The sequence below is a fragment of the Proteus terrae genome, assembly GCF_003144325.1.
GTDB classification, from domain to species: Bacteria; Pseudomonadota; Gammaproteobacteria; order Enterobacterales; family Enterobacteriaceae; genus Proteus; species Proteus terrae.
Map to the genome: position 1 here is coordinate 14,342 of NZ_PENS01000011.1, position 21,708 is coordinate 36,049.

At 35.6% G+C, this 21,708-nt stretch carries 21 protein-coding genes; 11 read left to right on the forward strand and 10 right to left on the reverse strand.

From position 1 onward, the window contains the following. Positions 1-11 precede the first annotated feature (11 nt). On the reverse strand, positions 12-1,346 hold the full coding sequence (locus DK857_RS12060) for an aminotransferase-like domain-containing protein (protein WP_109393774.1): 1,335 nt from the start codon (positions 1,344-1,346) through the stop codon (positions 12-14). A gap of 181 nt (positions 1,347-1,527) precedes the next feature. Here DK857_RS12060 and DK857_RS12065 point away from each other — a divergent pair, with 181 nt between their 5' ends. Beyond that, positions 1,528-2,403: a DMT family transporter gene (locus DK857_RS12065; RefSeq protein ID WP_196714543.1), complete on the forward strand. Its 876-nt coding sequence runs from the start codon at positions 1,528-1,530 to the stop codon at positions 2,401-2,403. Positions 2,404-2,458: 55 nt separating this feature from the next. On the opposite strand, the gene DK857_RS12070 is transcribed toward DK857_RS12065, so the two are convergent. Beyond that, positions 2,459-2,845 (reverse strand): VOC family protein, encoded by a 387-nt coding sequence (locus DK857_RS12070; RefSeq protein WP_109402279.1) that lies wholly within the window; start codon positions 2,843-2,845, stop codon positions 2,459-2,461. A gap of 25 nt (positions 2,846-2,870) precedes the next feature. Further along, on the reverse strand, positions 2,871-3,971 hold the full coding sequence (ddlA, locus tag DK857_RS12075; RefSeq protein ID WP_109402280.1) for a D-alanine--D-alanine ligase: 1,101 nt from the start codon (positions 3,969-3,971) through the stop codon (positions 2,871-2,873). A gap of 202 nt (positions 3,972-4,173) precedes the next feature. Between ddlA and DK857_RS12080 the strand changes: the two genes are divergently transcribed. From DK857_RS12080 to DK857_RS12090, 3 genes are all read left to right on the forward strand, one after another. Continuing rightward, on the forward strand, positions 4,174-4,602 hold the full coding sequence (locus tag DK857_RS12080; protein ID WP_109402281.1) for a MerR family transcriptional regulator: 429 nt from the start codon (positions 4,174-4,176) through the stop codon (positions 4,600-4,602). Positions 4,603-4,736: 134 nt separating this feature from the next. After that, positions 4,737-5,912: an MFS transporter gene (locus tag DK857_RS12085; RefSeq protein WP_109402282.1), complete on the forward strand. Its 1,176-nt coding sequence runs from the start codon at positions 4,737-4,739 to the stop codon at positions 5,910-5,912. Positions 5,913-6,284: 372 nt separating this feature from the next. After that, complete coding sequence (locus DK857_RS12090; RefSeq protein ID WP_109402283.1) at positions 6,285-8,033, forward strand: ABC-F family ATP-binding cassette domain-containing protein; 1,749 nt, start codon at positions 6,285-6,287, stop codon at positions 8,031-8,033. Positions 8,034-8,091: 58 nt separating this feature from the next. Here DK857_RS12090 and yqfB read toward each other — a convergent pair whose 3' ends face one another. The 3 genes from yqfB to DK857_RS12105 form a co-directional block, all read right to left on the reverse strand. Beyond that, positions 8,092-8,412, reverse strand: a complete 321-nt coding sequence (gene yqfB, locus DK857_RS12095; RefSeq protein WP_109393781.1) for a N(4)-acetylcytidine aminohydrolase — start codon at positions 8,410-8,412, stop codon at positions 8,092-8,094. 61 nt (positions 8,413-8,473) lie between these two features. Beyond that, positions 8,474-9,322, reverse strand: coding sequence for a bifunctional DNA-binding transcriptional regulator/O6-methylguanine-DNA methyltransferase Ada (ada, locus tag DK857_RS12100; RefSeq protein ID WP_109402284.1), 849 nt, complete (start codon positions 9,320-9,322; stop codon positions 8,474-8,476). A 77-nt stretch (positions 9,323-9,399) separates the two neighbouring features. Further along, positions 9,400-10,008 carry a DNA-3-methyladenine glycosylase family protein gene (locus DK857_RS12105; protein WP_109393783.1) on the reverse strand — a complete coding sequence of 203 codons (609 nt, stop codon included), beginning with the start codon at positions 10,006-10,008 and terminating at the stop codon, positions 9,400-9,402. A 392-nt stretch (positions 10,009-10,400) separates the two neighbouring features. On the opposite strand from DK857_RS12105, the gene DK857_RS12110 reads away from it, so the two are divergent. Further along, positions 10,401-10,637, forward strand: a complete 237-nt coding sequence (locus tag DK857_RS12110) for a hypothetical protein (RefSeq protein WP_193528600.1) — start codon at positions 10,401-10,403, stop codon at positions 10,635-10,637. Between the two features lie 76 nt (positions 10,638-10,713). Here the strand turns inward: DK857_RS12110 and leuE are convergent, their stop codons facing one another. Next, positions 10,714-11,361, reverse strand: coding sequence for a leucine efflux protein LeuE (gene leuE, locus DK857_RS12115; protein ID WP_109393784.1), 648 nt, complete (start codon positions 11,359-11,361; stop codon positions 10,714-10,716). A gap of 504 nt (positions 11,362-11,865) precedes the next feature. Here leuE and DK857_RS12120 point away from each other — a divergent pair. After that, positions 11,866-12,333: an FAD-binding oxidoreductase/lyase gene (locus DK857_RS12120; protein WP_109402285.1), complete on the forward strand. Its 468-nt coding sequence runs from the start codon at positions 11,866-11,868 to the stop codon at positions 12,331-12,333. A gap of 9 nt (positions 12,334-12,342) precedes the next feature. Further along, positions 12,343-13,110, forward strand: coding sequence for a GNAT family N-acetyltransferase (locus DK857_RS12125; protein WP_075674316.1), 768 nt, complete (start codon positions 12,343-12,345; stop codon positions 13,108-13,110). A gap of 52 nt (positions 13,111-13,162) precedes the next feature. Here the strand turns inward: DK857_RS12125 and DK857_RS12130 are convergent, their stop codons facing one another. Both DK857_RS12130 and DK857_RS12135 read right to left on the reverse strand, forming a co-directional pair. After that, positions 13,163-13,762 carry a sugar O-acetyltransferase gene (locus tag DK857_RS12130; protein ID WP_109402286.1) on the reverse strand — a complete coding sequence of 200 codons (600 nt, stop codon included), beginning with the start codon at positions 13,760-13,762 and terminating at the stop codon, positions 13,163-13,165. A gap of 81 nt (positions 13,763-13,843) precedes the next feature. Then, positions 13,844-14,602 (reverse strand): DJ-1/PfpI family protein, encoded by a 759-nt coding sequence (locus tag DK857_RS12135; protein WP_109402287.1) that lies wholly within the window; start codon positions 14,600-14,602, stop codon positions 13,844-13,846. Between the two features lie 85 nt (positions 14,603-14,687). On the opposite strand from DK857_RS12135, the gene DK857_RS12140 reads away from it, so the two are divergent. Then, a complete protein-coding gene (locus DK857_RS12140) occupies positions 14,688-15,305 on the forward strand; it encodes a TetR/AcrR family transcriptional regulator (RefSeq protein WP_109402288.1) in 618 nt (205 codons plus the stop codon). 29 nt (positions 15,306-15,334) lie between these two features. Here the strand turns inward: DK857_RS12140 and DK857_RS12145 are convergent, their stop codons facing one another. Then, on the reverse strand, positions 15,335-16,060 hold the full coding sequence (locus tag DK857_RS12145) for a sulfite exporter TauE/SafE family protein (RefSeq protein ID WP_167394841.1): 726 nt from the start codon (positions 16,058-16,060) through the stop codon (positions 15,335-15,337). 144 nt (positions 16,061-16,204) lie between these two features. Here DK857_RS12145 and DK857_RS12150 point away from each other — a divergent pair, with 144 nt between their 5' ends. From DK857_RS12150 to glgX, 3 genes are all read left to right on the forward strand, one after another. Next, a complete protein-coding gene (locus tag DK857_RS12150) occupies positions 16,205-17,086 on the forward strand; it encodes a LysR substrate-binding domain-containing protein (protein ID WP_109402290.1) in 882 nt (293 codons plus the stop codon). A 365-nt stretch (positions 17,087-17,451) separates the two neighbouring features. Further along, positions 17,452-19,635, forward strand: a complete 2,184-nt coding sequence (gene glgB / locus DK857_RS12155; RefSeq protein ID WP_109402291.1) for a 1,4-alpha-glucan branching protein GlgB — start codon at positions 17,452-17,454, stop codon at positions 19,633-19,635. Position 19,636: 1 nt separating this feature from the next. Continuing rightward, positions 19,637-21,706: a glycogen debranching protein GlgX gene (gene glgX / locus DK857_RS12160; RefSeq protein ID WP_109402292.1), complete on the forward strand. Its 2,070-nt coding sequence runs from the start codon at positions 19,637-19,639 to the stop codon at positions 21,704-21,706. Positions 21,707-21,708: the final 2 nt, after the last annotated feature.

Sequence of the window (21,708 nt, forward strand, 5' to 3'; positions counted from 1 at the left end):
TAATAATTTAATTATAAATCAACTTGATACTCAATAATCTCTCTAATTTTTCTTAATGCATTACGCAATAAATTAATATCAATCGAAGCTAATGCAATACGAATTGCATGAGGAATATTGGTTGTTGTGGCATAAGGCTCAGCAGTAGCAACAGATATTTGAAATTGATGTAATGAAGCAACAATTTTATCGGCTCTAACTTCTTCAGGTAAGGGGATCCATAAAAAATAGGAGGTCGGATGATGAATATAAGTAAGTCCTTCAAATATTTCACTCACTATTTTTTGTCGCTGCTGTGCATCTTTACGTAATAATAATTCTAATTTATCAACCACTCCCTCTTTCACCCATTGGCATACAATGGAAGTCATAAGAGCAGGTGTATTCCATGTCGTTACTCTCATTGATCGCTCTAACGATGAAATAGTGTTTGTAGGAGCAACAATAAAACCAACTCTTAATCCAGAAGCTATATTCTTAGAAAATCCTGAAATATAAAATGTAATATCTGGCGCCAAGGTAACAATTGCAGGCGGTGCTTTTTTAACTAAAAACGCATAAGTCGCGTCTTCAATTATCATGAAATGGTATTTTCTCGCCAAAGTAATTAATTGTTGTCGCTGTTTTAATGTTAGTACCCATCCCATTGGGTTATGTAGTGTAGGAATACAATAAAGTGCACGTATTGCCCTTTTTTTACATAGTTCTTCCAGCTTACCTAAATCTGTTCCTGATGGTGTTATGGGAATGGGTAATATTTCCAAGTGATGAGCGAGTGCTGCTAATTTAAATCCGGGATAACTTAATGCATCTACCGCGACAACATCTCCCGGTTTTAAAGCACTTAATAATGTAATTGCAATGCCTTGTTGTGCACCGTTAGTAATAATAATATTTTCAGGTTCAACCGTGATTTCTTTATTCTTAAGATATTGAGAAATCACTGTTTTATCGTGTAATTTTCCACTATGTGGCTGATAGCGAAGTAATGATTCAATTTCACCTGATGTCGCCAATCTTTTTAGCTCAGTACGTAATAGCTCAGCTTGAATAGGCAATGAGGGATAATTGAAATTAAGATCCAACATATCTGCTGCTGTAGGATTTTCTATTCCATGATTTATTGGAAGCGACAATTCTCTTACAAAAGTTCCTCTTCCTGTTTCACCAATGATCAACCCCATACTTTCTAACTCAGCGTATACACGACTTGCCGTTGCAAGAGACATTTTATGCTCTGCGGCTAAATGCCGATGTGTTGGCAAACGTGTGCCTGGTAGTAATCTTCCTATACGGATCTCGTTCGCCAATTTATCAACTAAAGATTTATAACGGGGCTGAACCATAGAAATTGTATCCATGACAATTATTTGATTGTCATAATTGTGTTCCATAAGATGGAGTTCAGCAAGTTACATCGTAGATACAAGTTTTATATAAATAGATTTTTATATATCTGTTGCTATTACATAAATTGTAATTAATTGTTTTTTATTAAAATTTATCATAATAAAAATGGAAAATTGTATGCAGCAAATTAATCAAAAAGAGCGGACAAATGGCTGGGTAAATGGATTTATTGGTATGTTGATTTTTAGTGGATCTTTACCTGCAACAAAAGCGGCTGTATTAGGTTTTGAACCTTTATTTTTAACCGCAGCGAGAGCAACAATTGCAGGATTATTATCTTTAGCAATGCTACTGTTATATAAAGAAAAATTACCTACGTTTAAACAGTGGATTTCATTAACAGTTGTTTCATTAGGTGTTGTCGTTGGTTTTCCATTATTAACGGCTATTGCACTACAAGAAATAACTTCTGCACACTCTCTTGTTTTTTTAGCTTTATTACCGTTATCTACGGCAATTTTTGCAGTAATACGTGGTGGTGAAAAGCCACGCCCTATTTTCTGGCTTTTTTCTATTATTGGGAGTTTATTGGTGATGGGGTATGCCATTTCTCAAGATGGAGCATCATCAATCAGTGCTGATTTATTAATGATAGCATCAGTGATTGTTTGTGGTTTAGGTTATGCTGAAGGTGCGACTTTAACGAAAGCATTAGGTGGTTGGCAGGTTATATGTTGGGCATTGATTGTATCTTTACCTCCAATGCTTATTTTTAGCTTTATTCTTATGCCTGAAAAGCTTGTGACAATTAGTGTATCAGCATGGGTGGGCTTAGGTTATGTTTCGCTTTTTAGTATGTTGATTGGTTTTATATTTTGGTACAAAGGATTATCACAAGGTGGGATCGCAGCAGTAGGACAACTTCAATTATTACAACCTTTCTTTGGATTAGGTTTAGCTGCTATATTACTTCATGAATCAGTCAATTTATTGATGTTGTTAGTAACTGTTGGCGTTATTTTTTGTGTTGCTGGTTCAAGAAAATATGCCTAATTAAAACCAAACATTTAAAACTAAAAACACGCTAAACAATCATATTTAGCGTGTTTTACTCTTCAATTAAATTGGCAACTTCGAGCAAGTTATTATCAGGATCACGAAAATAAACCGACATAATTGCGCCAGTTGCACCCGTTCTAGGAACGGGCCCTTCTTCTATTTTTACACCCTGTTGATTTAAATGCTCAATAATCTCTAATAATGGTGTTTGTGTTAGAAAACATAAATCAGCCGAACCTGCGGTTGGTTTTGCCGCTTTGGGAAGAAACTCTTTTCCCACTTGATGAAGATTTATTTTTTGAGAACCAAAAGTGAGAGCTTTGCGCCCTTCTTTAAACGTAATAACGTTAAAGCCTAATACATGGTGATAAAAATCACAGGTTATCTGAATATCAGCAACAGTTAATACCAGATGGTCAAGGTGTGTAATTTTCATCAGGCTCTCACTTTTTATATATGAATTAAAGCTCACACTTTGTTTTTAAAACTGCCGTCTTTCTATGGTGATCTAGTGCTAACTCAATTAATTTAGTAATTAATGATTGATAGCCTAAACCTGCACTTTGCCATAATTTTGGATACATGCTGATATTAGTAAAACCAGGTAGTGTATTTATTTCATTAATCACAACACGATTATCTTGTGTTAAGAACACATCAACACGAGCCATACCTAAGCAATTAAGAACACGGTATGCTTTTAAAGCAACTTGACGAATATGCGAACTCGTATTTTCATCCATTATTGCCGGAACAACGACTTTAGCACCATCTTCATCAATATATTTTGTGTTATAAGCATAGAAAGCATCGTTTAATACGATTTCGCCACAAGGGCTAACTTCGGGAGCTTCATTACCTAAAACAGCGCACTCTATTTCACGACCCACAATTGCACTTTCAACAATCACTTTAAGATCGTATTCAAAGGCCATTTTTAATGCCGCGTTAAACTCTTCTTCATTATTAACTTTGCTAATTCCTACAGAAGAACCTAAGTTCGCTGGCTTAATAAATAAAGGAAGTCCTAATTGACGAACCATTTCGTTGTAAGGAATGTCATTAACTTGATGCGCCATAATAGTAATAAATGGAGCAATAGCTAATCCTGCACCATCAAGCAGACGTTTAGTAATATCTTTGTCCATACAAGCTGCCGAACTCATGATATTTGGCCCTACATAAGGCATATCAATCATATGTAATAAGCCTTGGAGTGTACCATCTTCCCCGTACGCACCATGAACAATTGGGAATACAACATCGATTTGAGGTAATGCTTGACCATCTTCAAGTGAAATAAATTGGCCTTTTACACTACCAGGAATAATAGCAACTGCTCTTAAAGGTTTACTTAATGAAATGGTTTTAGGATTATCGCTATTTAGTAAATAGTCAGTTTCTGAATATTCATGCCACTGACCTTGTTCATTAATACCGATTAAGCAAAGGTCGAATTTCGTTCGATCTAATTCATTAATAATATTTTTTGCTGACTGTAATGAAACTTGATGTTCTGTGGATTTACCACCAAAAATAATAGCGACTCTTAATTTACTCATTTTCTAACCTTTTATAGGACAGCTATAGCGAATAGGTAGCAATATATCATGATAAAAACCCCCAATGTAGGTAGATAGTTCTTATCTGCGAAAAATTACGATAAAATGATGAAATTCTATGATTTAGAGTGTTAAAACGTCACTATTTCAAGATATAACGACTCAATAACGATAACAATTCTATTGGCATAAGGTAGACACCATGGTTGATGTAAAACAACCGATTGAAATGGATATTACTGAGGTTGTAAAAGCAACGGGTATTGCCTCTTCAGCAATCCGTTATTATGAGAAAAAAGGACTTATTAATTCGATAGGACGCAAAGGAATTAAGCGTGTATATCATCGTGATGTTCTGAGTCGTTTAGCGTTAATTTCTTTAGCACAACAAGCCCATTTTTCTTTAGATGAGATAGCCCAACTTAGCATCAACCAAAGAATACCAACAATAGATAGAAATATTGTTCACCTAAAGATTGAAGAGATTGATAATAAAATCAATGAACTTAAACGTCTTAAAAAGGGGTTAGAACATATTCAAGTATGTCCCGAAGAGAATCATTTTCAGTGCAGTCGCTTTCAAAAGATCTTAGCCTTAAGCCTGAAAAAGAGAATGAGTAAAAAAGAATAATCATTTCCTTCCTATCACATTTTATTAAATATTAGTCAGTTGCAGTATATTTATTCCTCTATTGACTTGAAGTTAACTTCAAGTTGTAAGATGCGTATCTCTTAAATCTAGTTATCGCATCAGTGGAGATCTCTATGCCTAAATCAGTATGGTGGCTGGCATTTTCTTTGGCTCTTTTCACAACGGGAAATGCATTAGTACTTTCTGTTGCTGTTCTTGTCGGTGAACAATTAGCCAAAGATCCTATTTATTCAACGGTTCCCTTATTAAGCCAATATATTGGAATAATTTCAGCAACCATTCCAATGGCTCACTTTATGATGAAATACTCACGTAAAGCTGGTTTTATTATTGGTAATATCGGAGGGTTAATTGGAGCATTATTATCTATTGTAGGTATCTATTATCAGAATTTAGTGCTTTTTTCTTTCGGTACTTATTTTACGGGAATCGCTATTGGTACAGCACAACAATATCGTTTTGCTGTGCTTGAAGAAACACCCATTAATATGCATGCAAAAGCTATTGGCTTGGTCATGAGTGGCGGTATTGTTGCGGCTATTATTGGGCCAACTTTAGCCGTTGCAACACGACAACTTTTTACAGATTATCCGTTTATTGGGCCATTTTCAGCTCTGAGCGTCATTTATATTTTAGCATTTGGATTATTGTTAAAAATCCCACTAAAAAAGAGCATAAAAACAAAAACTGAATTTGATGAAAAACCAAGAAGTTATCATCAATTATATAGCCAACCATTATTGTTTTTAGTAACTATTGTTAGCGCATTAGGCTATGGAGTTGTTGTGTATATGGTTGGTGCCATTCCACTTTCTATGAAGCAAAATGGTTTTGAATTTGCCACAATTGCTTTTGTGTTCCAATGCCATATTTTGGGTATGTTCGCACCCTCTTTTATTACTGGACAACTTATTCATCGATTTGGGATTAAAATATTCTTTTTCACTGCAATATTATTATTAATTATTGCGTTAAGTATCAACTTACAAGGTAACAGTTTTTATCATTACCTTATTAGCTTTGTTTTAATTGGTATTTCATGGAATTTGAATTTAATTAGTTCTACACATTTGCTATCTAAAACATATCTATCTCACGAGAGAGCAAAAGTACAAGGTACAAATGACTTTTTGATTTTCTTTTTGGGAGCATTAGGAAGTATTACTGGTGGTGTTGCTTTCTATTTAATAGGTTGGCAACTCACTAATATTGTTGGTATTACTGTTGCAACGGGAGTGTTGTTGACAGCAATTAAACTGCGGAAGCATTTACCTGTTTCGGCACAATAGAGAAGTCTTATAGATTTATGACAAATAAAATGTATTCTCTATTTGTTCATAATTATTTTAAGTCCGCTTAAATGGCGGGCTTTCACACAAAATGACACCTTTTGTTTTTCTTACAGGATTGCATATCGGAAATTTATCTTGATAGAATTACATTACCGATTAACTTTTAAACTTAGAGAAGGAGGCTAATTATGCTTTTGTGTGATCTTATTGAATACTCACACTTCTTTGGTAATCGCCACAGCTCAGGCTCTCACAGTATTTTACTGCGTTAACCTGCCTGAGCGACGTTAACTATTACCTCTCCTCAGCTTACAGGGTTATCGCTTGATATTACCCAAGGCATCATTATGCCTAAAAAATGAGTAAGCTATGAGCACATTATTATCTACACAAAATCTGTCTTTCCATAATAATCACGGTTTATTATTAAACGATATTTCTTTAGCACTGATTAAAGGTGAGAAGATTGGTCTAATTGGTTATAACGGTTGTGGGAAAAGTACTTTATTAAAATTACTTTCATATCAATTATCACCAAGTTCAGGTGCTATTTCTGTCGCTAATCAAACGGTTATGGCATATATAGAACAGCACTTACCCGCTGAATTACAGTCAATGACTTTAATGGATGCTGTACTTCATAAATTATCAGAAGAATACAGATTATCTGAAGGTTGGCGAGCTGAATTATTGCTAAGTGAAATGGGATTTAAACTTCACGAAAAAGATCTACTCGTTTCGCAACTAAGTGGTGGTCAACACACTCGTTTATTATTAGCGAGAGCGTTAATTATTGAGCCTGATTTATTATTGCTTGATGAACCAAGTAACCATCTCGATTTACCCACTATTTTATGGTTGGAAACATTTTTAAAACAGTGGCGTGGTAGCTTCATTCTGGTTTCACATGATAATACGTTATTAGACAACGTGACGAATTGTACATGGATCATTCGTGATAAATCGCTATCTATCTTTCGGTTACCCTGCTCTCAAGCTCGAGTTGCACAAGAAGAGCAAGATATCAGTGCACAGCATCGTCATGATGCGCAACAAAAAGAGATAGATAGAATAGCCCAAAGTGCGAAGCAACTCGCAATATGGGGGCACGTTTATGATAACGAAAATTTATCTCGTAAAGCCAAACAGATGGAAAAACATATTGTTCGTTTAAAAGATGAACAAACTGAAGTGACGGCTGGAAATCAATGGGTATTGCAGTTTTCCGGTACGGCATTACGGGCTGATAGGCTCTGTGAATTAAATCAACTCGCTGTTATTCCTGCTGAAAATGCACCTATTTTATACACTGTTGAAAATCAGCGTATAAAAAGTGGTGATCGAGTAGCAATAATTGGTGCCAATGGAACAGGCAAATCATCATTATTAAAGATGATTTGGTCACTAAGTTTAGCTGAAATAAGTGAACAAAATGAAATAAAGCTACACCCCCGAGTTGAATTGGGTTATTACGATCAAAAAATTGCGCAATTAATTGATAATGATACCCTTTCTGATGCATTAAAACCGTTTGCACCATTAACGGATGAACAGAGAAAAATGGCACTTATTAGTGCTGGCTTTGTTTATACGCGTCATGGGCAGAAAGTGAGTACTTTAAGCGGTGGTGAACGAGCGCGTTTATTATTCGTTGGTTTGAGTTTAGCAAACTATTCTTTATTAATGTTGGATGAACCCACAAACCATATTGATATGGAAGGTAAAAAGGCATTAGCTGAGCAAATTAGTCAATTTCCTGGTGGTGTTCTACTAGTTAGCCATGATAGGGAGTTGATTGAAAATAGCTGTAATCGTTTTTGGTATATTCATAACGGTGTTTTAACAGAACATCATAATATTGAAGCCATTTATCAGCTTATTTCAGAAGAAGAAATGCCTGAAACTTTGCTAATGGATAAACTTAATAATTTGCAGGATATCCCATCAGCTCCATTGATTTCACATCATGATGATGATGAAAAACTCTTTAAGTTAATTGAGCTAGAAGAGAAATTAGAGGCTGATTTAGCGCGTAAAACTAATCACCAAAAACCTGCTTTGCAGGTGCAATGGAAATTAGAAATTAACCGACTAAAGCAATTACTTAAGTTAATTTAAGATAGATAAGATTTTGTTTAAGCAAAAGGATCACAATGTGATCCTTTTTTATCTGTTCTTATTTTACCAACTGATATTCAATCAGATATAAAGATTGTGTTGTCGGATAAATATCTTTGATAAGCGCTTTCAGAACTGGAAGTGTCATACCTTCTTGTTGTGCATGATACTCATTGATATCATCATAACGTAATGGCGATACCGCAATGATTTTCAATTTTCCATAATGAGTACGATGTTCATTAGCAAATAATTCAACAATGCTTCCCGGTTTGTAATCACTTTCACTTTCATCTCGGATAGTAATCACTTTTTTTTCTTCAAGAATGGAAGGAATTAAACGTTCAAAAAAAGTAATTTCTGTTGGTACTGCCGACATAATATTGACTCATAAATTTATTAATAATTTGCTGATTATCTTATCATGCAATAACTACTTTTTATTCTTTTTTGTCCGTTGGTGAATTATTTAATGCCTCCGTCTGAAGCAACTTAGCCTTACGCTCAATCCCCCAACGATAACCTGATAATTCACCATTTTGTCGAATAACACGATGGCATGGAATAGCAACTGCAAGTTTATTAGCTGCACAGGCATTAGCGACTGCGCGATATGCCTTAGGTGCTCCAATTTTGTCTGCTACTTCTTGGTAAGTTATTGTGCTACCAAAAGGAATATCTAATAATGCTCGCCAAACTTTTTGTTGAAATACAGTACCTTGGATATCAAGAGGTAAAGATAAGGGTTGTTTAGGTAATTCAATAAAACCGATGACTTGTGCTATAACTTGCTCAAATTCTTCATTTGCGCCAATTAATTCAGCCAGAGGGAATTGTTTTTGCAAGTCTTCTAATAACAGCGCGGCATCATCTCCTAACATAATGGCGCAAATCCCCTTTTCACTTTGCGCCACCAGAATACTGCCCAAAGAGCACTGAGCAATAGCAAAAAAGATAGCAATATTCTTACCACCTGTACGCCAATTTGTTGGCGTCATTCCTAATATTGCTGTTGCATTCTCATAGAAACGGCTATTGGCATTGAAGCCTGATTGATAAATCGCATCTGTAATACTTCCATCTTGTACTAATGCTTTTTTTATTAATTTTTGGCGATAAGCATTAGCATAATCTTTTGGCGTGATCCCCATCGTTGATTTAAATAAGCGATGAAAATGGTACGGGCTTGCCATAACATGCTCTGCAATGCAGGTAAGCGACACATCACCGTTGTTTTTTTCAATAAAACGGCAAGCTTGCTCAATAAGTTGATTATGTTTATTTTCCATTATGGTAGTCCTTTGAATGCGGGATTATGGCTATTATTGAAAAACATAATGAACAAAAAACTCCGTTTATTGCTTAATTACGCTATCTCTTTAGATAATGCCCATAGATAAAGAGACGCGGTAGAACCATAAGGTGAATAACGTTTTCGGTAACGTTCGAAGCGTGTTTTATCTAATGTTTTATGACGATAAAGACGCATGATCCCACGTTGAATAGCTAAATCTCCCCAACTTAAAATATCTGGGCGATTAAGTGAGGAAATTAATAACATTTCGGCAGTCCAAACCCCAATACCTTTTAATTGAATTAAAGTATCAATAACCTCTTTATCTGTCATGTCAGGGATTTTATTTAAATTTAATTTTCCTGAAATGACGGCTTCAGCAATACCGATAATATAACCGGCTTTACGCATTGTCATGCCACACTGTTGTATCTCTTGCTCCGATAGTTTTGCAATGCGTTCAGGCGTGTAAATACCATCACATAATTTGAGCAACCGCTGATTAACGGTTATAGCAGCAGAAACCGAAATTTGTTGCTCTATAATATTTTTAACTAATGCTGTAAATAAATCAGGAGTAAGAGGACGCTTAATGTTACCCATTCTTTCAATGAGTGCAGCTAAACGTTTATCACGTTGCTTTAAGGTCTTTATCTCTTTTTCACCATACTGGAAGTACATAAATTCACTCAGATAAACTGGAAACATTAGAATTAGTATAACGTGAAAATAGAGATGTTATGCACTCCATTTCTTGCTTTTTTCTTTATGTAGTTCTAATAAAAAAGTAACAATTAAATAGGGTCTATTAAAAATAATTATTTTAAATAAAAAAATAATAAAAATAAATTAATCATCTATAATTTATTTGTTTTAATGATTCCTTAGGTTAATTGTTAATTACATTTAATTATAAGGTTCAATATGAGAAATAATACTTTGAATTTAAAAAAACAAATCAGCAGATTTAGATTTAATGAAAAAATCAATGAGTTTTACCGTACCTGGTGCGTTAAGAGTTGTTGCTAAATTAAAAATTACTGATTTATTAAAAGATGGTCCTAAAAATATTAATGAGATTGCTGACGAATAAAGATTCAAAAGTACTTATTATTGAACCTATTGTTTTTAAGAAAAATATTCCCGACGTTGCAAAATATATGGGTCTTCTTTGTGTGAGTGCGTTTCCTGAATCAGGGGAGCGTACTGAAGAAGAGTTTATTAAATTATTAGATAAAGCAGATTTAAAAATCAATAAATTTATTAAAACAGAAACATATAATTCAATATTAGAAGTGATTATTAAATAATAAAATATTTTCTCTAGTAAATTAGAGAGATCAAAAAAGGTCACTATTAGTGACCTTTTTAACTAAAACTATATTTTTATGCTGTTAAAGCAAGTTTGGCTCCAAAAAGTAAGAACACAGCACCTATACAACTATTTGATAATGATGCTAATCGTTTGTTATGTTTTACTTTGTTAGTAATAGCAACACCGCCAAAAATAAGAACTGATAAATAAAGCATACTGCATGTCTCTAAAATCGCACCTAATACAAAGAATGGAACACCCGCATTTTCATATTTAGGATCGATAAACTGAATGAAGAAAGAAACATAAAAAATGATCATTTTTGGGTTTAGCATACTCAAAAATAACGCCTTAACATAAAGGCCATCTTTTGCTTTTACCGTTACTTCAGCTACTTGCTCCGGTGTCTCTTTTTTCTTTTGAAACGTTGCATATAACGTTTTCAACCCTAAATAGGTTAAGTAAAGAGCACCAGCATATTTAATGACAATAAAGAAGACGGGTGAAGTCTTGACTAATGAAGCAACCCCCAAAAATGCCAAAAAGATTAATAATGCATCACCCGTAAAAACACCAAGAGCGGCTTTATACCCCCCTTTTACGCCATGCTTCGCACTGGAAGTAAGGACGAAAATCGAGTTTGGACCTGGTACTAAAGTAATAAAAATAACGCCTAAAAGGTATGTCCAAATATTTGAAATACCGATACTTTCTAACATACGACGCCTTTTTTTAAAAAATAACATGCTGAATATGTGAACTATCATATCCATAATAATTTTATTGTAAAACAATAATCTTTATATACACCAAAGATAAGTGAGTTACTCTACTTTTGCGCGCAAAAAGCAGTTTATAAGTCTTTTTTGAATTTAATTTCAGGTTAAAAAACCAGTTTAAATGAGCGTTATAGTATGATGCTGAAATTAAAATTTATACGAACTTAACATCTATAAAAATATAGTTTTCATGGAATTATAAACTGCATTATGTTTTAAATTTAGATGTAATTGCCTGTTGTTTGTTTTATGTTATGGTTCATTGTTCTTTTTGTGATCTTGAACGATATGTTACTTTTAAAATTAAAACTGTCTCACTCATTAATTTTATGAAAAATAAGTGTTTTTATTCATATTTAGTAAGTTGATTAGCACGAAAAGCGAGAGGATAAAAAAGATTATATTTACCAAAACCATTATTCTATAGGTGTTGGTGCTTTAGCGTTGTTATCTGAAAAAGGTATTGATTTACCTTTATACTCATCGCCAAGTATTTTACTCAAACTAACGACAGATGCAGAACGCCCTTTTTTACCTTGCATCATCTCCACACAAGAAATGGAGTTACGCCACTTTGTTCAAAATGAGATTATTGCAGCTGAAGATTACATTGATAATAGTGATGAACATCACCCTGAGCGTATTGCATGTCATGCACAAGCGACTTTTTATGATAATTTTACACAAACAGGTAAACTAACAATAAAACAGGTTGCAGTTGGTGAAAGACCTATGCCTAAAGATGAAATGCCAATTATTGGAGAAATATCTCCTTATCAGGGATTATATCTTGTTACTATGCATGCTGCCGTGACATTGTCACCTTTATTATGTGAATTAGTTGCACAAGAACTTATTTACAAAAAAGCGGAACCTCTATTAACGCCTTATCGCGTATCACGATTCAGCTAGAGAACCATTATGGATGCACAACTGTATAAAGAGTTTAAAATAGTAGAAAAAGCCTTTTGGTCAGAAATTTGTGAAAATAATATTCGTATTGGTGATCATACTCACTGCTTTATGACACCAATGGATGCTGCCATTTTTAACTTTATTTATTTGCGCCAAGGCGCAACAGAAGGCTCATTCCAGCAAGCCAGTACCCTTTTTACTTCGCAGAAAAAAAATCATATTTTAGTATTGCCTGAGTCATTATTACCTGAATTTGAAGAGATAATAAAAAATGCAGGTTATACCGGTGATGGTATGACAACCGCAATGTATTTAACATTATCTGAAGCAGTATTCCCTTCTTATAAAAATAATCCTTGCGATATTATTTTAACCAATTACAACCTTGAACAGTGGGCTCATCCATTAAAAACGGCGTTCCCAGTGGGAGATGATAGTGATGATACGATTGTTAATGAGTATATTCGTTATCACCAGAAAGCATTAGATAATGGCGCAGCTATCTTCCATTACGCGTTATTAGTTGATGGTCAGCCAGTTTCTTCATTAACGTTAACAATACATGATAAATTAGCGCGTTTTGATGATATTGGGACAGATATTGCCTATCAAGGTAATGGCTATGCGACACATTTAATTAAGCATGTTTTAGAGTTTTGCCGCGAACAAGGCGTTGAACGTTGCTTCTTAGATGCATCAGCAGATGGTTTAGCGCTATACCGTAAATTTGGCTTTAAATCGCTCTTTAACTATCTCAGCTTTATTAAAGAATAAAAGCAATTGTATGAATAGGCTCATCGTGTTTCTTGAGCCTATTTTTTAAATATTAATAAAGGCCAAGCCTTTTTTCAGCGTCTTGTTTATCCTTATCACTAATTAGTCTTATCACACGACAAGGATTGCCAACGGCAACACAATTAGCGGGAATAGATTTTGTTACTACACTACCCGCACCAATAACGCAGTTATCCCCAATAGTTACACCTGGTAAAATAATACATCCTGCGCCTAACCATACCGAATTGCCGATAGTAATAGATAATGCATATTCAAGTTCACTACTGCGTATTTCAGGATCAATCGGATGAGTTGCAGTTAAAATGCTGACATTGGGCGCACACATCACATTGTGTCCAATTTTCACAGATGCACAATCTAATATCGTTAAATTAAAATTAGCGTAAAACGCTTCACCAATTTCAATTAATTGGCCATAGTCACAATGAAATGGTGGCTCAATAGTAAAATTGTTGCCTGTTTTTCCTAACAGCTGTTTTAAATATGCCTTTCTCTTTTCAACGTCAGAAGGACGCGTCATATTAAAATCATAAATAATTTCACGCGCTTTTACTCTAAGAGGTTCTAAACTATCATCTTTACTGGCATGATAAAGATTGCCTGATACCATTTTTTCGTATTCTGTCATTGTAATACTCCGAAATTGAAATAAAACAGTTTAGGTAAACATCAATATTTATTTCCTTATTCTAACGTTAATTAACTTAAATTAGCGGTGTTTTTTAAGTCCATTAAGTGCGGCTTGATGAAATTGAGCATTTAAATTAGCGGTTAAGCTTTGTGAAATAGCGGTCATTTCTGGCCCTGCTAAAGTAGGTGAACCTGTACCAAAAGGAGGACGAGGATCATACTCAATTGCTAATTCAACTAATTGAGCAAAAGGGGTACCTAACAGTTGTTCTAATACTAATAATGAAGCGTCGAATGAACCAGTTGCTGGCCCTGAGGTATAAATATTGCCATCAACAACAACCTCACTTCCCTCTACTGCGATGGCCCCCATATCCGGTAACATCGGAACGACATTGGAATTACTGGTTGCTCTCTTACCTTTTAATAATCCAGCAGCACCCAAAACTAAAGAGCCATAACATGTACCAATGACATAACGAGTTTTATTACCCATTTTGGCAAAGAATGCCAATGTCTGTTCATCCTCAACAATCTCTGGTGGCACCATTCCAACCACTAATACATCAAGATCGTCTGGGCACTCCTCAAAAGTCATAGTTGGCATTGTCGGCCAGCCAATATAGCCTTCAACTAACTCTTTCTTTTTCCAAATAAAATAAATTTCTGCACTTGCAATAGTAAATACTGATTGAGCACCATTAATATCCATAGGCATAAAGCCAGGACAAACAAAGATACCAACTCTAAGAGGTTTGACTTGTTGCTCACGCCCTTCTTCAACAAGCTTAATGATTGAAGGCATATTCTTTCCATACAGCATTTCATTATGACTCATTTGATTTTCCTATTTTGTACTGATTAGTAAAATAATGACATTTGTTTTATACTGAGTAAATATATTTCTTACTAAATGGTACAAAATGCAAAAGAAAGGTCGCCCTCGCCGTTATGATAGTGATGCTGCACTTGAAAAAATAATGGCATTATTTTGGCGTAAAGGATTTACAGCAACATCTATGGATGACTTAGTCATTGAAACGCAAATGAATAAGCCGAGTCTTTATGCTGCATTTGGCAATAAAGCGGCATTGTATGAAAAAGCGATTGAGCGCTTTAATCATATTGCTTCCACGCGTTATCGGCATGAACTTGAGAAACAATCAGCTCAAGATAAAGTGACAGAAAGAATAAAACGCTATCTGACTTCAGCTATCCATTTTTATACGGATAATGAAGGATTAACAGGCTGTATGGTGCTTTCAACAGCGGTGACTGAAGTTGGAGATCCAGCAATAAGAATGATGTTAAATCAAGTCATTAACGCGCAAACTCAGCAAGTTGAAGATGCCTTACAAGAAGCGTTAGAAGCAGGTGAATTAAAAGAAGGAACGGATGTTCACACCATTGCATTGGGTGTAGTTGCCCTTTTACATTCAATTTCTTTGAGAGCAAGAGCGGGAGCCACCGTTAATGAATTGATGCCATTTGCTGATATTTCACAAACTTTATTAATACCTTTTTTATCAGATAATAACTAAAGTAAAGGCTGTTAATACAGCCATTTTCATTAAGAATAAATGCCATTAAAAAGCAGTGAGCCACCAGCAAAAATCAGCATAGCATCTAACAGCCATTGAAAAAGTTTTAGTGTCAGTTTTAATACCAATTTTTTACCTAGATAATTTCCTACAGTTAAACCACTTCCCACTAATGCACCACTAATTAAGATAAAGCTATTAACCGCACCTAGTTGGCTAAAAGTTAAGGCTTTAGTGAGATAAATAACAAATGAAGCTGCAGCTTCCGTCGCAAGTAATGGTCCTAATGTCAGACCATATGCAGAAAATATAGGAATAGTTAATGGTCCTGTAGAAAATACAACCCCCGTTAAATAGCCAATAACCGCGCCAGCAATAATAACTTGGTAGGTTTTCATTTTAATTTGATGTTTGCGTAATAAATGGATCACAGGGATCATCAATATGAAGAACATTCCCATACCAATATTTAGCCATTTTTCCGGCATTCTCCATAATGTGTTAGCGCCAAGAACCACGGCAGGAATACCCGGTAATAGGTAATAAAATAGTGGTTTAAAGCGAATGCTGTGACGCCATAAATAAATACGCGATAAATTTCCCATCACTGAAGCTAACGCCATAATAGGTACAGCTTCTTTAGCACCAAAAACATAGGTCAACGCTGGGATTAATAAAATAGAAGAGCCCGTACCTACAACACCACTGATCACACCAGAAAATATTGCCAGTAAAATAACCGCGATAAAACTCATTATCATCCTTTAAGTTCAATAAGTTAAAGACGCTGTATCATACCTACCTTCTTTATTTTTACCTGTGATAAAATGTCACGGTATTGTGAGTTTTAATCAGAAAGCCCGATTTATTTATGATGCATAAACTATAATGAGAAAATTATGATGAGAAATCTTCCTCCATTGCCTTCATTACGTGCTTTCTTAGTTGCTTGCCATAGTCAAAGTTATACAGAAGCCGCACAAACATTGTGTGTCACTCATGGTGCAATTAGTCGTCATATCCAAGTTATAGAAAAATGGTTTGGCGTCACTTTATTTAATAAACAAGGTTTACGTCGAGTACCCACCCCTTATGCATTGACATTGGCGCAAGAATTAAGTGAAGTTTTTGATAAATTAAATGATATTGGTTTTCGGTATGGCAATGGCGGAAAAAACGATATTTTAAATATCAGTGTTCCGACAACACTTTGTTTAAAATGGCTTATTCCCCGAATGGAGGATTTTTATCTTCAATATCCTAATGCAAATATCCAAATTGCCTCTGCAAATAGCGAGCGATTTCATTTGATTAGTCATGATGATCTGATAATTCGTCCTCAACCTCAGCAACAAGAGTATTCATCTGTTGTTTTTTTAGAGGATAAACATTGTTTAATTGCTTCTGAAAAATTCTTAAACCATTACAGTGTCACTGAGCCTGAAGATGTTTTTGGCTGCCCTGTTATCGATACACTTACTCGTCCCGGACATTGGCAACAATGGTTAAACGCAACTCATCTCAATACGCAGCGATCGTTCTCGCGTCATTATCGCTTTGATCACTTTCATATTTCTCTGCAAGCTATTATTGAAGGATTAGGACTTGGTATTGGCCCTATTTCAATTTTATCGAATGAAATAAATAATGGTATTTTAAAAGTTTTATTTCCAAATATTCAAATTGCACCGATGAGTTATTACGCTTTAACGCCAATAGGTGTACAAAAAACCAAAACACATCTTGATTTTGAACAATGGCTTACCCAACAGAAAAGTTAATTTTACTAATGAAATAAGTGATTATTTTTCATAAAAATAGCGATTCTAATCTTATTAATTACACTTTTTAAAACTAATTGTTAGTTATTTAATTAAAAATATCTAATGTTAGCCTTCTTTTTGTGAACAAGTAAAAACACTAATCGTGCTGTTTTAATAATTCGCGATCTCCCCCTGTGTTATCCAGTAAACCCATTTAAATTCAATTAATTAAAATTAAAAAATAAGTACATTAACTTATAAAAATTATTTTGATTTTAAATAATCTGTTATAAACACTTATTGTTTAACTTAAATTAACGTTCTATGCTGATATTTATATATAAAATTTATTAATTTATTTGCTGACAACGAAGGACGATAAGATGTCTGTAGCTGTGACAAAAAAAGCAATAGAAAAACTAATTAATGGGTATGAGTCTGATCCTTTTGCACTTCTTGGTATGCATGAAACGTCGGCAGGTTTAGAGGTTCGTGCTTTTTTACCAGATGCAGTTGCAGTCAGTGTCATTGATAGAAAAAACGGTCGAAATGTAGCAACACTAGAGCGTAAGCATCCTAGTGGTTTTTTCTGTGGCGCTATTCCTCGACGTAAACGTCGTTTTAGTTACTGTTTAAATGTAACGTGGGAAAATGTACAAGGTGTCGTTGATGATCCCTATCAATTTGGCATTTTATTGCAAGAAATGGATATTTGGTTTTTAGCACAAGGCCATCACTCCCGCCCTTACCAATGTTTAGGAGCGCACCCTACAAAACTGGGGGATATTGATGGTATTACTTTTGCTGTATGGGCACCCAACGCAAAAAGTGTAAGCGTTGTAGGCGATTTTTCATTCTGGGATGAAAGACGTTTTCCAATGCGATTACGCCGTGAAAGTGGAATATGGGAGCTTTTCCTTCCACAGGCTCATCTTGGTGATTGCTATAAATATTCTATTCTTGATGCGAATGGTGAACGTCGATTAAAAGCTGATCCTTATGCTTTTGAAACACAAATACGCCCTGAAACTGCGTCAATTATCAATACATTACCCCCAATCAAACCGATGCCACTATCGCGTCAGCAAGCGAATCAACGCAATGCACCTATGTCTATTTATGAAGTTCATCTAGGTTCATGGCGTAGACATACTGACGATCAAAGCTGGTTAAGTTACCGCGAATTAGCTGAACAGTTAATTCCATATGTTAAAGAGATGGGCTTTACTCATATTGAGTTGCTCCCTATTAATGAGCATCCTTTTGATGGCTCATGGGGATATCAACCGTTAGGGTTATATTCACCAACTCGTCGCTTTGGCTCTCCTATGGATTTCCGTGACTTTATTGAAGCGGCGCATCAAGCAGAAATTAAAGTCATATTAGATTGGGTTCCTGGTCATTTCCCTGAGGATGATTACGGTTTACGTAATTTTGATGGCACATCACTCTATGAATATGCAGATAGACGTGAAGGCTTTCATCCTGATTGGAATACTTTGATTTATAACTATGGGCGCAATGAAGTACTGAATTACCTTTCTGGTAATTTATTGTATTGGCATGAGCATTTTGCGCTTGATGGTTTCCGTTTCGATGCTGTTGCTTCAATGCTTTATCGTGATTACAGCCGAAAAGAAGGCGAATGGATCCCAAATAAGCATGGTGGACGTGAGAATTTAGAAGCCATTGATTTTATTCGTTATACCAATAAATTACTGGGTACAACTTGCCCTGGTACTATCACAATTGCAGAAGAGTCTACCGATTTTCCAGGTGTGACATTACCGCCTGATGATGGTGGTTTAGGTTTTAATTACAAATGGAATATGGGTTGGATGCATGACACGTTAGCTTATATGCAACGTGATCCTATCTATCGTAAATATCATCACAACCAAATGACCTTTGGCATGCTCTATGCCTATAACGAAAACTTTGTTCTGCCTCTCTCTCACGATGAATTTGTGCATGGTAAAGGTTCGTTAATTGGTCGCATGGTGGGCGATGATTGGCAAAAATTTGCCAACTTACGTGCATATCTTGGCTTTATGTGGGCTTATCCCGGCAAAAAACTACTATTTATGGGATGTGAGTTTGCACAGTGGCGTGAATGGAACCACGACAGTAGCTTAGATTGGCATCTTCTTGAAGAGCCTAATAGTCCGCACCAAGGTGTTCAACACTTTGTCCGAGATTTGAATCTTTCCTATCAAGCTAATGCTCCGCTTTATGAATGTGATTTTGAACGTGAAGGCTTTGAGTGGCTTACCGTTGATGATCACGATAACTCCGTCTTTGCTTTTTGCCGTAAAGACGCACAAGGCAATGAAATTATTGTTATCAGTAACTTCACTCCAGTTGTTCATCACAACTACGTTGTCGGTGTAAATAAAGCCGGTGCTTATCAAGAAATTCTCAACAGTGATTCTGAATTTTATAACGGCAGTAATGTAGGAAATTTAGGTGAAATAGAGACAACCGCAAGTGCATTTAATGGCAAGCCTCACTCTTTGTCATTGTCATTACCCCCACTTGCGACGCTGTATTTAAGATTGAAGGATTAATATGTCTTTAGACTATGGTCGCCCTTTTCCTATGGGCAGTCATTATGATGGCTATGGAGTAAATTTTACACTCTTTAGTGAAAATGCCACTAAAGTCATTCTTTGCCTATTTGATAAAGCAGGCAAAGAGATCCGCTACCCATTACCGGGTAAAACTGGCTCAATTTGGCATGGGTATTTGCCCGGTGCCGGGCCCGGTTTACATTATGGTTATCGTGTAGAAGGTAAATGGGACCCAGAGCAAGGATTGTTCTATCAACCTCAGCAACTATTATTAGATCCTTATGCAAAACAGATGACGGGTATTGTTGATAATACATTACCTTACACCTCTCCTGTTTTTAATGCATTAGAGCATGATGATAGTGCGATTACACCTAAAGCAGTTATCACAGATGATAGCGGCTGTTTTTGCCATTCTTATAAAGAAAAAGGCACTTATCAGCGTTTAAATACACCGTGGTCAGAAACCATTATTTACGAAGGACATGTAAAAGGACTAACAAAACTGCATCCTGAAATACCTGAGAAATTGCAGGGCACTTATGCAGCATTAGGGCACCCTACTTTTATTGCACATCTGAAAAAATTGGGTATTACAGCATTAGAGTTATTGCCTGTTCAATATCATTTAACAGAGCCACATCTTCATAAAATCGGTTTAAAAAACTATTGGGGTTATAACGTATTAGCACCTTTCGCTTTATCTACTCAGTATTATTCTAATTCAGGTCGCAATATTATTGATGAATTTCGAGAAGCCGTAAGATGCCTACATAAAGCCAATATTGAAGTAATTTTAGATGTGGTATTTAACCATACTGCGGAATTAAGTGATCAATTCGAAGGCTATATTGTTTCGCAACGTGGTATTGATAACCAAAGCTATTATTGGCTAAACGACGAAAACAAAGCTCAAAATTGGACGGGTTGTGGTAATACACTCAACTTAAGTCGCCCAGAAACGGTGCAGTGGGTTATGGATTGCCTGCGTTATTGGGTGACAGAATTTCATATTGATGGTTTTCGTTTTGATTTGGCGACAAGTCTTGGCCGGGTTCCCTATTTTGATACTCAATCACCTCTATTGACGGCTATTCGACAAGATCCGCTATTGTCACGCATTAAACTTATTGCAGAGCCTTGGGACTTAGGCTCTGATGGTTATCAAGTCGGTAATTTTCCTGTTCCATTTACAGAATGGAATGATAGTTATCGTGATGTTATTCGTCGTTTTTGGTTATGGCGTGATGTCTCTATTGCGACATTTGCAGACAATATTACAGGCTCAGCAAAGCTGTATCACAAAAATGGCAGACCCCCCTATTCTAGCGTCAATATGATAACTAGCCACGACGGCTTTACACTACGGGATTTAGTGAGTTATCAGAATAAACATAACGAGGAAAATGGAGAGTCAAACCTAGATGGACACAACACCAATTACAGTGTGAATTTTGGTGAAGAAGGTTTGATAGTTGACGAAAAAATAAATCAATACAGATTGCTTGCAATAAGGAACATGCTGGCAACGCTACTGCTTTCTAGAGGAACACCTCATTTACTCGCCGGTGATGAAGTGGGTAATACGCAATATGGTAATAACAACGCTTATTGTCAGGATAATAAAGTCAGTTGGATCAAATGGTTTCAACAGCCTTACAACTTAACTGATTACATCCGCCACCTTATTGAATTACGTCACCAAATTACACCTTTAAGTTCGCTTAACTGGTGGGAAGAAGATAACCAAAATGTCATTTGGTTCAATCAGAATGCTCAACCTATGAGTCATGAAGATTGGCAACAACTTCCCCCCTCACCATTACAACTTCTTTTAGCGCAACAATGGATCTTAATGTTTAACCCATTAAGAAACAGCGCCATTTTTTCTTTACCTGAAGGGTCTTGGTCTTGCTTGCTTGATACGGCTAGCTGGCCTGATTGTCACCCAACACAATCTCAGCATTGTGAAGTACAACCTAACAGTATCACCCTTTGGCGAAATAGCGTTTTTTATACTCAGTCTTCTACTGAAAAATTACCCATTATTTCCTCCCAAGTTAAGTAATT